General features: G+C 70.9%; 11 protein-coding genes. 6 read left to right on the forward strand and 5 right to left on the reverse strand.

The window, feature by feature from the left end:
• The first annotated feature begins 208 nt into the window (after positions 1-208).
• Positions 209-904: a dethiobiotin synthase gene (bioD, locus tag DFQ59_RS02570; protein ID WP_114278088.1), complete on the forward strand. Its 696-nt coding sequence runs from the start codon at positions 209-211 to the stop codon at positions 902-904.
• Between the two features lie 77 nt (positions 905-981).
• Positions 982-2499 (forward strand): diguanylate cyclase domain-containing protein, encoded by a 1518-nt coding sequence (locus tag DFQ59_RS02575; RefSeq protein ID WP_114278089.1) that lies wholly within the window; start codon positions 982-984, stop codon positions 2497-2499.
• A gap of 77 nt (positions 2500-2576) precedes the next feature.
• Here DFQ59_RS02575 and DFQ59_RS02580 read toward each other — a convergent pair whose 3' ends face one another.
• A complete protein-coding gene (locus DFQ59_RS02580) occupies positions 2577-3956 on the reverse strand; it encodes an aspartate aminotransferase family protein (RefSeq protein ID WP_170142001.1) in 1380 nt (459 codons plus the stop codon).
• Between the two features lie 215 nt (positions 3957-4171).
• Between DFQ59_RS02580 and DFQ59_RS02585 the strand changes: the two genes are divergently transcribed.
• A complete protein-coding gene (locus tag DFQ59_RS02585; protein ID WP_114278091.1) occupies positions 4172-5743 on the forward strand; it encodes a glycosyltransferase family 39 protein in 1572 nt (523 codons plus the stop codon).
• Positions 5744-5747: 4 nt separating this feature from the next.
• Entirely contained in the window at positions 5748-6200 is a 453-nt protein-coding gene (locus DFQ59_RS02590) for a hypothetical protein (protein ID WP_114278092.1), read from the forward strand.
• A gap of 12 nt (positions 6201-6212) precedes the next feature.
• Here the strand turns inward: DFQ59_RS02590 and DFQ59_RS02595 are convergent, their stop codons facing one another.
• A complete protein-coding gene (locus DFQ59_RS02595; protein WP_114278093.1) occupies positions 6213-6707 on the reverse strand; it encodes a hypothetical protein in 495 nt (164 codons plus the stop codon).
• Positions 6708-6875: 168 nt separating this feature from the next.
• Between DFQ59_RS02595 and DFQ59_RS02600 the strand changes: the two genes are divergently transcribed.
• On the forward strand, positions 6876-7808 hold the full coding sequence (locus DFQ59_RS02600) for a DUF3179 domain-containing protein (protein WP_114278094.1): 933 nt from the start codon (positions 6876-6878) through the stop codon (positions 7806-7808).
• 27 nt (positions 7809-7835) lie between these two features.
• Here the strand turns inward: DFQ59_RS02600 and DFQ59_RS02605 are convergent, their stop codons facing one another.
• On the reverse strand, positions 7836-8321 hold the full coding sequence (locus tag DFQ59_RS02605; protein ID WP_114278095.1) for a hypothetical protein: 486 nt from the start codon (positions 8319-8321) through the stop codon (positions 7836-7838).
• A 151-nt stretch (positions 8322-8472) separates the two neighbouring features.
• Here DFQ59_RS02605 and ltaE point away from each other — a divergent pair, with 151 nt between their 5' ends.
• A complete protein-coding gene (gene ltaE, locus DFQ59_RS02610) occupies positions 8473-9507 on the forward strand; it encodes a low-specificity L-threonine aldolase (protein WP_114278096.1) in 1035 nt (344 codons plus the stop codon).
• A gap of 50 nt (positions 9508-9557) precedes the next feature.
• On the opposite strand, the gene DFQ59_RS02615 is transcribed toward ltaE, so the two are convergent.
• Together DFQ59_RS02615 and DFQ59_RS02620 are read right to left on the reverse strand one after the other, a co-directional pair.
• Positions 9558-9908 (reverse strand): hypothetical protein, encoded by a 351-nt coding sequence (locus DFQ59_RS02615; RefSeq protein ID WP_114278097.1) that lies wholly within the window; start codon positions 9906-9908, stop codon positions 9558-9560.
• A gap of 178 nt (positions 9909-10086) precedes the next feature.
• Positions 10087-11535: a DNA polymerase IV gene (locus DFQ59_RS02620; RefSeq protein WP_342768408.1), complete on the reverse strand. Its 1449-nt coding sequence runs from the start codon at positions 11533-11535 to the stop codon at positions 10087-10089.
• Position 11536: the final 1 nt, after the last annotated feature.

Below are 11536 nucleotides of genomic sequence, written 5' to 3' on the forward strand. Positions count from 1 at the left end.
CGGTGACCGGACAAGCTGAATAGACAGGATTGACAGGATTTTTTTCAAACAGGGCCCCGGGGCGTGGTTTGGTCCGATCGGCTGGTCGGAAGGCGCACGTCGATCCGTGTGCTGCAGATTCCGACTCCAACCTGCCTTACCACTAATCCTGCAAATCCTGTCTATTGAAATTTTCCTTCGTATGGCTGGCTGAGCAGAGGAGTGGCGGATGCGCGGGTTCTTCGTGACCGGGACCGATACCGGGGTGGGCAAGACGCAGGTGGCGCTGGGGCTGCTGGCGCTGATGAACGGCGCCGGGCTGCGGACGCTGGCGATGAAGCCGGTCTCGAGCGGCTGCATGGTCACGCCCGGGGGGCTGCGCAACGAGGATGCCCTGCGCCTGGAGGTGGCCGCCTCCGAGGCGGTGCCCTATACCGAAGTGAACCCCTTTGCCTACGCGCCGGCCATCGCCCCCCACATCGCCGCGGACGAGGCGGGTGACGGGCCGCGGGTGACGGATCTGGTGGCTGCCTTCGACACCCTGCTCCGGCACCCGGCCGATGCGGTGGTGGTGGAGGGGGCCGGCGGCTGGCGGGTGCCCATCAACCCCGACGAGACCCTGGCCGACTTCGCCCGCGAAATCGGGCTGCCGGTGGTGCTGGTGGTGGGGATGCGGCTCGGCTGCCTGAACCACGCGCTGCTCAGCGCCGAGGCGATCCGGCGCGACGGCCTGGTCCTGGCCGGCTGGGTGGCCAACCAGGTGGAGGGGACGATGGCGCGCGCCGCGGAGAATCTCGCCACCCTGGAACGGCTGATGCCCGGCCCGTGCCTGGGCGTGGTGCCCCACCTGCCGGCGCCCACCGCCGATCTCATGGTCGCCAGCCTCGACAACAAGGCCGTCCTCGGCCACCTGGGTGGCTCCTGACATCCCCCCGCCGGCGCGTCCCGGTCTAAACTGAAAGTCTTCGCCCCCGTGGCCCGAACAGGCCTGGACGCATCGCGATGAGACGTACCGCCTCGCTGGAATTCCGGCTCCTCGCCCTCGTGGCGGTCACCTTCGTGGGCCTGCTGCTGGCGGTGACCATCCCCCTGGTCATGCTGGTCTATCCCAGCTTCGAGCGCCTGGAGCAGGAGCGGGCGCGGGAGGATCTGCAGCGGGTGGTCGAGACCCTGCAATCCCGCCTTGCCGGCCTGGATCTGACGGCCCTTGACTGGTCGGCCTGGGATGAAAGCTATCGCTACGCCCAGGGCCGCAATCCGGATTTCCCCGCGCGGGAGCTCACGATGGAGAACATGGTTACCGCCGAATTCGACCTGGTCATGTACCTCGATCCGAAGGGAAAGACCCTCTGGTCCGGGGCCTATGACGCCGAGGCGGGCCGGATGGTGGACAACGACGCTCTCCTCGGCGCGGGTTTTCCGCCCGAACACCCGTTGCTGCGGCAGCCGGATCTGGTTACCGGTGTCACCGGCATCCTGCGCACAAGGCGGGGGCCCATGCTGGTGGCGGCCACTCCCATCATCACCAGCGCCCGGACGGGGCCGGCGGCGGGTATTTTACTGCTGGGGCGCCTGCTCACCCCGGCGCGGGTGGACGCGATCCGGCACCAACTGGACATGGATGCCACCATCACCCCCCTGTCCGGGCCTCCGCCCGGTGAACTCTCCACCGGGGTGGTGATCGCCCGCCATGCCCGGATGCTGACGATCACCCGATTCTACCCCGATGTCGAGGGCCAGCCCTACCTCCGGATCGATCTGCACCTGCCCCGGGACATCACCCGGGAGGGGCGGCTGGCGATAACCTATGCCCTGCTGGCGATTCTGCTCACCGGCCTGGGGGTGCTGGGGGTGCTGTTCGGGCTGCTGCACCGGGGCGTGGTGAAGCCGCTGCGACAGCTCAGCAGCACCATCGTGCGCCTGGGCCGGGGCGAGGATGTGGCCGCGCGGCTGCCGGTCCAGCGCCGGGACGAGCTGGGCATCCTGGCGCGTTCCGTGCGCCGCATGCACAACCGCATCGTCCACCACGCCCACTACGACACGCTGACCCACCTGCCCCGGCGCTCCCTCTTCCAGAGCCAGTCCCGGGCGCTGCTGCAGCGCCTGGAGCGGACGGGGGGCACCGCGGCGGTCCTGTTCCTGGACCTGGACGGATTCAAGGAGATCAACGACCGCTTCGGCCACCAGGCGGGCGACCGGTGCCTGCAGGAGGTGGCCATGCGGCTGCGCCGGGAGGTGCGTGGCTACGACCTGGTGTCGCGCCTGGGCGGGGACGAGTTCGCGCTGCTGCTGGAGGGCATCGACGGCCATGGGGCGGCGGAGACGCTGGCAGGCAAGATCCTGTCCGCACTGGAGCCGCCCTGCACGGGTGCCGGCGGCGTTTCCGTCACCGGGAGCATCGGGATCAGCCTCTATCCCCGCGATGGCGTTACGCTGGAGATTCTCATCGCCCATGCGGACCAGGCCATGTACGCGGCCAAGCAGGCCGGCAAGAACTGCTGCCGCTGCTACGCGCCCTAGGAGCCCGCCGTGCTCGGGACTGATCGGCCGCGGCGGCGGGACAGCGGCCCGTCTGCCCCCGCTCTGCCGCGGTCTCGCTATGATCGCCCGGGCCCGACCGGCTCCTGGCGGAGGTCGATCCGCTCCAGCACCCGCCGCGTCGCCGCCAGGAACCGCTCCACCTCCGTCTCGCCCATGGCCGTGGAGACGCAGCCGGCGCCGCGCGGATCGAGCATCACGCCCTCGTTCAGCAGGCCCAGGAACAGCGTGTGGCGGCGGCCCGGATCGGCGCCCATCACCTCGCGGTAGCTGCGCACCGGCGCGCCGGTGAAATGGATGCCGAACAGGGAGCCGGCGCCGGTCACCCGCGCCGAGAGCCGGTGGGCGTCGAACAGCGACTGCAGCCCGGCGCGCAGGCGCTCCCCGAGCCGGTTGATGCGGTCGCAGGCCCCGGCGTCCAGCTGTTCCAGGGCGCTGATGCCCGCGCGCAGACTGACCGGGTTGGCGTTGAGGCTGCCGGGGTGGGGCACCCGCGGAACCTGCTCGCGCGGGTCGAACTGGGCCATCACGTCGGCGCGGCCGCCGAACACGCCGAGGGGAAAGCCGCCGCCGATCATCTTGCCCAGGCAGGTCAGGTCCGGGCGGATCCCGTACCACGCCTGGGCGCCGCCCGGCGCCAGCCGGAAGCAGACCACCTCGTCGAAGATGAGCAGGATGCCGTGGGCCGCGGTCACCTCCCGCAGCATGGCCAGGAAGGCGGGCTCGGCGGGAATCATCCCCGCCGAGCCCTGCACCGGCTCCACGATTACCGCCGCCAGTCCGTCGGCATGGGCCTCGATCAGCGCCCGGGTCTCGGCCACGGCGTTGAAGGGCAGCACCAGCACCTCCTCCAGCGTCCCCGGTGCCAGGCCCAGGGAGCTCGGCACCGCCCGGGGACAGTCGAGGGGGCCGGCCGCGGCGGGGTCCGGGTGGGTGCTCACCATCATCGGGTCCTGGCTGCCGTGGTAGCCGCCCTCCATCTTGGCGAACCGGCCGCGGCCGGTGAAGGCCCGCGCCGCCCGCACGGCATTGAGGGTGGCCTCGGTGCCCGAGTTGGTGAAGCGCAGCCGCTCCACGGAGGGGATCCGCCCATGGATGAGCCCCGCCAGCTCCACCTGGGTGGCCGAGGGGCCGGGAAAGCAGCTGCCGTGGGTGAGCTGGTCCGCCACCGCGGCCAGCACGCCGGGATTGCGGTTGCCGTGCACCAGGGCGGTGTGGTTGCTGCTCAGGTCCAGCAGCCGGTGCCCGTCGACATCGGTCAGCCAGCAGCCCTCGCCGTGCTTGATGAACAGCGGATAGGGGGGGTAGAAGAGGGTGCTGCGGGTGTCGCCGCCGGGCAGGTGACGCACCGCTTCGGCCATGAGCGCCGCGGAGCGGGGCGTGCGCTCACGGTAGCGCGCCGCTTCCGACGGGTAGCCGCCGTGACTGGTCAGGGGCATGGGGATCTCCATGACGGCCCCGGCGCGGACGGGCCGGGGATCGCAGGGAGCATGTTACCGCCGCCGGCCCGGCCAGGACCACCGTCGCAGCCGCGGGCGGCGGGGCGCGGGATTGGCAGCGCCGCGGGCGGCGGGGCGTCACCTTGCATGCCCGGAGGCTTTTGAGTAACGTCCACAACTCGTTGCCCGGCCGGGCCTTGAGCTCCGCGTTCTCCATGTCCCATTCCGACGCATCCGCCAGCGTTCCGCCCGCCCCGCCGCAGGCCCCCGGGGACGGACGCCGGTGGGGGCGGCTGTTCCTGCTGGCAGTGGGCCTCTACGTGCTGGCGCATCTGCTGCTGCGGCTGCTCGCCTCGCCCACCGTCGGCGTGGATGACGTGGAGCAGGTCATCTTCAGCCAGTCCCTGGCGCTCGGCTACGGCACGCTCCAGCCGCCCCTCTACACCTGGCTGCTCCATGGCCTGGAGCTCGTGCTCGGTCCCGGGGTGCTCGCCGCGGCGCTGCTCAAGTACGCGCTGCTGCTGCTCACCTACCTGGGGTACTACCTGAGCGGGCGCCGGCTGCTGAACGATCCGCGCCTGGCCGTGCTCGCCGCGCTATCGCTGTCGCTGCTGGGACCGCTGGCGTGGGGCATCCACCAGGGCGTCACCCACACCATCCTGCTCGCCGCGGTCTGCGCCTGGACCCTGCACGCGGTGCTGCGCATCGCCGCCACCGGGCAGCGCCGGGACTATCTCTGGCTGGGGCTGCTGCTGAGCGCGGGCATCCTGGCCAAGTTCAACTACGTCCTGTTCGCCCTCGGGCTGCTGGCCGCCGCGCTGGCGGAGCCGGCGCTGCGGTCCCGGCTGCTGCACCGGCGCTTCCTGCTGACCCTCATCCCGGCCGCCGCCGTGACCCTGCCCTACCTGGCCTGGGTGCTCGCCGATGCCCAGGGCGTGGCCGCCGGCCTGGAGCGGAAGCTGGTGGCGGGGAGCGATCGTCCCTACCTGGCGGGGCTGTGGCAGGGGCTGCGCGGGCTCGGGGTGGCGCTGGTGGAGTTCCTGAGCCCCCTGTGGCTGGTGCTCGCCCTGGTGCTGCCCGGGGTCTATGGGCGGCGGCATGCCCCCCGGGGCGCCGAGGGGCTGGACGCCGAGCGCCTGCTGGCGGTGTTCCACCTCGCCGTCCTCGGGCTGCTGCTGGCGGGGGTGCTCGCCGGGGGCATCACCTTCCTCAAGGGCCGCTGGATGCACCCGGTGCTGATGCTGGCGCCCCTCTATGCCTTCGTGCGCCTGGAGCGCCGCGGCTACAGCCTCCGCCGGCTGCGGATCCACGCCTGGACCCTGGGGGTGCTGGCGGTCCTGGTCATGGGTGCGCTCGCGCTCCAGGCCTGGGTGGCGCCGCGCTGGGGCAGCACCGCGCGAATCCACGAGCCGTGGCCGGAACTGGCCGATCGCGTGGCGCGGGCGACCGGTCTGGAGCAGGGCACGGTGGCCGCCGCCGACGAGCATATCGGCGGCAACTTCCGCGTCCGCTTCCCCCGGGCGCGGGTGGTGACGGCCCACTACCCGGACTATCTCCCGCCGCCGGGCACCGGTGAGCCGGGCGGCTGCCTGCTGGTGTGGCGCGGCGGGAAGACGGCGGGACCGCCGGCGGAGCTGCTCGACTACGCCCGTGACCGGCTCGGGGTGGTCCTGCCCGCCGCGGGCGCCGTCTCCGGCACGGCCGTGGCCGCCCTCCGCCACGCGCCGGAGCGGACCCGGGAGATCGGCTGGCTGTGGCTCCCCGGGGGCAGCGGGGAGTGTCGCTGAGACCATGACCGGATTCCGCGGACCGTTCCTCCGTTCCCTGCTCCGGCGCCTGCCGCGGCTGCTAATGCTGGTGGCGCTGGTGTTCCCGCTGGCCTGGTACGGCCCGGATGATTTCCGCTTCCTGCAGGGGGCGGTCCGGGTGCAGGGCACGGTGCTGGCCCCGGAGGGGGAGGCGGGGCTGCTGGGCGGGACGCCCTTCGTGCGCATCGCCTTCAGCCTGGGGGAGGCGCGCTACCGCTACAGCGCCGCGCTCTACCCCTTCGAGCGCCCGGCGGCGGGTGAACAGGTGGCGGCCCTGTTCAATCCCGATCAGCGCCCCTTTTTGAAGCTGGACCGGCCCTGGCACCGCTACCGGGTCCTCGGTGCCTGGTTGCTGCTGGCGGCGGTCGTGCTCGCGCTGTTCCTGTTGCGCCGCCACCATCGTCGTCGGGCCGGCGGCTCCGGCAGCCAGGCCTGAAGCGGGTCACCCTCAGAAGTAGGCCACCGTCTCGAAGAACTCGCTGTAGGGAATGTAGTGGCTGCCGTCGCAGGAGAAGGTCATGCCGATGAGACCGTTGATGGTGTTCATCGAGGCGTTGCGCAGGTAGATGGTCTGGTCGGTGAGGCGCAGGCGCCTGAAGTGGGCCAGGATCTCCGGCACCACCTCGTTGGGGATCTCCGGGCGCTCGGCCAGCACCACGCTCGGGAACTGATCCAGGAAGCCGGGGGCGAACACCTCCTCGCCCACGAACACCCGGTAGCGGTAGGGGTCGTTGTAGAACCAGCAGGTGAGCTGGTTGCTGGCGAAGTGGATCTTGGCGTGGAAGACGCCATGCATCAGCACCAGCGCCTCGGTCACCGCCATCAGTTCATCGATCTGTTCGTCGAACAGGCTCGGGGTACGTGATTGCTGGAACACGAAGTTGCGGATCGAGGGGTCTCCCTTGATCTGCAGCCACTGCTGCTTTCTCGGTGGTTCTTTCATCGTCACTCCACTGGATTTCCCGGTGCGGCACCGGGACCCGCCAGATGCCGGTTCCGGTTGGTGGGAACTCTATCATCCGCCCGTGAATCCTGCTTGACGCAAGGAATTTCCTCGCCTGCCGGTCTGCTGTGTACGACACGGTGTCCGGAGCCGGCTCCGGGAGGTTCCATGCTGTCCCGTACGCTGACCGCCCTGCTGTTGCTGTCGGCATTCGGTGGCGCTGGTGGCGGCGAGGGCGGTCCCAGCGGTTTCGAACTCGCCGGTGCGCTGATCCCGGCCGAGTCGATCCATGCGGGCGGGCCGCCCCGCGACGGCATCCCCGCCATCGACAACCCCCGTTTCGTCTCCGCCGCGCAGGCCGGCTGGCTGCGCGACAGTGATCGGGTCCTGGGCCTGGAGTACGACGGCGAGGCCCGGGCCTACCCGGTGGCCATCCTCAACTGGCACGAGATCGTCAACGATCGCTTCGGTGGCGAGGGGGTGGTGGTCACCTTCTGTCCCCTGTGCGGGACCGGGATGGCCTTCTCCGCGCGGGCCGCGGGGCGGGAACTCGGGTTTGGCGTTTCCGGTCTGCTCTATAACAGCGACATGCTGCTCTATGACCGGGGGACGGAGTCGCTCTGGTCCCAGATCCTGGGCCGTGCCGTGAGCGGCCCGTTGGCAGGCACCCGGCTGGAGCCGGTGCCCCTCGTCCACACCACCTGGGGCGCCTGGCGGGCGGTTCATCCGGGGTCCCGGGTCCTGTCCCGGGAGACCGGCCATGAACGGGACTACGGACGCGATCCCTACGCGGGCTACGCCGACAGCGACGGCGTATGGTTTCCGGTCACCCGGCGCGATCCCCGCTACCATCCCAAGGAGCCGGTGCTGGGGCTGGCACTCGACGGCCGCCACAAGGCCTATCCCTTCACCGAGCTCGCCCGTCTCGACGGGCCGGTGCGTGACACCCTCGCCGGACAGCCCGTGGAGGTGCGCTTCGATGCCCTGGCCCGCAGCGCTGTCGCCACCGATGGTGACGGCGGGCTGCTGCCCGCCGTCACCGCCTACTGGTTCGCCTGGATCGCCTTCCACCCCGACACCGAGGTCTTCACGGCGCCCTGAGCCTGGCGCCTGCCATTGGTACGGGCTCTATTCGAGGGCGTCCAGGCTCCAGCCCACGCCGCCCAGGGTGGCCTCGGGATGGTGCCGCCGCACCCGCGCCTCGACTTCCCCCACCCGAGCCTTGGGGATATCCACCATGACCAGCACCTCGCCGTGGTTCAGGGCGGAGCGGAACGCCTCGAGGTGGGTGTCGGGGAGGGTGAGAAAAACCAGGCCGATGGCCAGTGTGATGGCCATGAACGCGGCCCCCACCATCGACCAGGTGGCGCCGCTGGCCCACAGGCCGTAGACGAACAGTGCCAGGGCGAGGAAGAACAGGGCCAGGTTACCGTTCCAGAACCAGCGCTCCAGCCGGTGCCGCGGGTCATCCATGATGCGGCGCCGCCAGCCGGATCGCCGCTTGCCCGTGTAGGTGTGGATGTGGGCGCGGACGATGCCGGCGGCCTTCAAATCGGCGATGACCTGCTGCGCATGGGCGCTGTCTGGGAGCAGGAAGTAGAGTCTGCGTTTCATGACGTCTCCTCCTTGTCGGCACGGGTACATCCCGTTAAAAACCTATTAAAATACTCATGTATAGGGATGTGACAGCCAAGAGGGCCAAGGGTTCGGCAGCCTTCAGGCGGCGGGTTCTTCCGCGGCGGCATGGCGCGGCTATACTGTCGCCATGCCGACCGTCGACCTGCGCTCCGATACCGTCACCCGTCCCACGGCCGCCATGCGCGAGGCCATGGCCCGCGCCGAGGTGGGCGATGACGTGATGGGCGAGGATCCCACCGTCAACGGGCTGCAGGAGGCGGTGGCCGCGCTGCTGGGCAAGGAGGCGGCCCTGTTCATGCCCAGCGGGACCATGGCCAACCAGGTCGCGGTCCGCACCCACACCGAGCCCGGCGACGAGATCATCCTCGAGGGAACGGCCCATATCTACATCTACGAGGGCGGCGGCTTTGCTGCGCTGTCGGGCGTGTCGGTGTGCTGCGCCCCCGGCGAGCGCGGCCTGCTTACCCCCGCGGCGGTGGCCGCCGCGATCCGCGCCCCCGGCAGCCTCTCCCACTTCCCGGTCACCCGGCTGCTGTGCCTGGAGAACAGCGCCAACCGCGGCGGCGGCACCGTCTACACGCCGGCCCGGACCCGGGCGCTGGCGGTGGTGGCCCGCGAGCACGGGCTCGCACTGCATCTCGACGGCGCGCGGCTGCTCAACGCCGCCGTGGCCCAGGGGGTGGACCCGGCTGAGCTGGCCGAACCGTTCGACTCGGTGTCGGTGTGCCTGAGCAAGGGGCTCGGTTGCCCGGTGGGCAGCCTGCTGGCCGGATCCCGGGCCTTCATCGAGCGCGCCCACCGCTTCCGCAAGCAGTTCGGCGGCGGCATGCGCCAGGCCGGCATTCTCGCCGCCGCCGGTCTCCACGCCCTGGAGCGCCACGTGGACCGGCTGGCGGATGATCACCGCCGCGCCCGGCGCCTGGCGGAGGCGCTGGCCCGGCTGCCGGGGCTCGAGGTGGACCTGGAGGCGGTGCAGACCAACATGGTCTACATCGGGCTGCCCGCGGGAGCGGACAACGCCGCCTGGCTGGCGGAGCTGAAGGCGCGGGGGGTGCTGGCGGGGGCGGTGAAGCCGGGGCTGCTGCGGGCGGTGACCCACCTCGACGTGGATGACGCCGGCATCGATGCGGCGATAGACGCCTTCACGGCGCTGGCGCGCTGAAACACGACGGGGGCCGCAGGGCCCCCGTCGTCCTTATCAGGCCGCCTGGCTCAGACGTCGCCGGAGCCGGTGGCGCCGCGATCGGCCATCCGCTCGCCGGTGAGGCTCAGGCCCCGGACACCGTAGATGATGTCGGTATCCAGTTCCTGGCGGTGGGCGAAGCCCATGGCCGGGGGCGAGGAGGGGCCGGGGACGCCGGCGCCGTTGCCGTAGAGGACGTCGGTCGCCAGGTCGTGCTGCCCAACCGGGCGGTCCGCCATGAAGGGTGCCGGGGCCGAGGTGGCGGTGGAGCCGGCGTTCCAGAGCAGGTAGCTGCCGTCATTGTGGCTGCCGCCGTCGGCGGCCGCGGTACCGGCCAGTGCGGCCAGGGCGAGAAACAGGGCGGTGCGGGTGGTCTTCATGCTGGCTCTCCTGTCTTGCTGGGGATTCTGTCGTGGCAGCCCGGATGGCTGTTGCCAGGACTGTTGCAGATGCCGTGCCAGAACCTTGCGCAAACAATAAAGCCAGTAGGAACAGGCAGTAACGATATTTCTCCGGATGCAGATCCCGGCCGCAGAGGCGGGGTGTTAACGGAACGTGTCAACGTTTCGTCGAGCCGGGGCCGCGGTGGATGGCCGCGTGGCCGAAGCGGGTCCGCACGGCGTCGGCCACGGCATCGAGGCGGCCCTGTCGGCGGCGGTCCGGTTCCGCGAACAGGTCCGCCTGCCGCGGCGCCTCCGCCTCGAAGCCGCTCACGCCCATCCCGAGCAGCCGGACCGGCGGCAGGGGGCGGGGCAGGCGGGTGCGGAACAGCTCCCGGCTGGTCCGCCACAGCTCCCGGGTGAGATCGGTCGGGCGGTCCAGGGTACGGGCGCGGGTCAGGGTGGTGAAGTCGTGCAGGCGCACCTTCAACTGGACGGTGCGCGCCTCCAGTCCCGCCCGCCGCAACCGTTCGGCCACCTGCTCGGTCAGCGCCAGCAGCCACGCCTCCAGCAGTTGCGGGTCGGCCACGTCCTCGGCGAAGGTGTTCTCGTGGGAGATGGATTTCGCCTCCTGGTCGGTGACCACCGGGCGGGGATCGATGCCGTGGGCCAGCTGCCGGAGCTGTTCGCCCCCGCTCCCGAGCGCCTGCTGCAGCATGGCCGGCGGCAGACGACGCAACTCGCCGATGGTCTGTATCCCCCGCGCGGCGAAGAAGCGTCCGGTCACCTTGCCCACCCCCCACAGCCGCCCCACCGGCAGCGGATCGAGGAAGGCCTGCTCCGTGCCGGGCTCCACCACCACGAAGCCGGCCGGCTTGCGCAGGTCGCTGGCGATCTTGGCCAGGAACTTGTTCGGCGCCACGCCCACCGAGGCGTCCAGCCGCTCCTCGGCGGCTATCTCCGCCTGGATGCGCCGGCCGATGGCGGACGCGGTGCCGAACAGCCGTTCGCTGGCGCCGACGTCCAGGAACGCCTCGTCCAGGGAGAGCGGCTCCACCTGGGGGGTGTAGCGGCGGAAGATGGCGTGGATGCGCCCGGACACCTCCGCGTAGAGGGCGAGCCGCGGCGGGACCCGGATGGCGTCGGGGCACAACCGCACGGCGCGGGCCATGGGCATGGCGCTGTGCACCCCGTAGCGGCGTGCCGCGTAGTTGGCCGCCGCCACCACGCCCCGGCCCTCGGGGCTGCCCCCCACCACCACCGGGCGGCCGCGCAGCTCCGGCCGCTCCCGCTCCTCCACCGAGGCGTAGAATGCGTCCATGTCGATGTGAAGGATCATGGCGGGTGCGTGGGGTGAGTGCGTGAGTGCGTGAATGCGTGAATGCGTGAGTGCGTGAATGCGTGAATGCGTGAATGCGTGAATGCGTGAATGCGTGAGTGTGTGAGTGCGTGAATGCGTGAGTGCGTGAATGCGTGAGTGCGTGAGTGCGTGAGTGCGTGGGTGCGCTGGTCCGGATTCATCCGGCCAGGCTGGGCTCATCGCTGCCTCTGGTGTGTGTGATTTGCTGACAGCTGACGGCTGAGGCACGGGACTGCCGCACCTCCCTTCTCGCCGATCGCAAACCATC

The organism is Thioalbus denitrificans, from assembly GCF_003337735.1.
GTDB classification, from domain to species: Bacteria; Pseudomonadota; Gammaproteobacteria; order DSM-26407; family DSM-26407; genus Thioalbus; species Thioalbus denitrificans.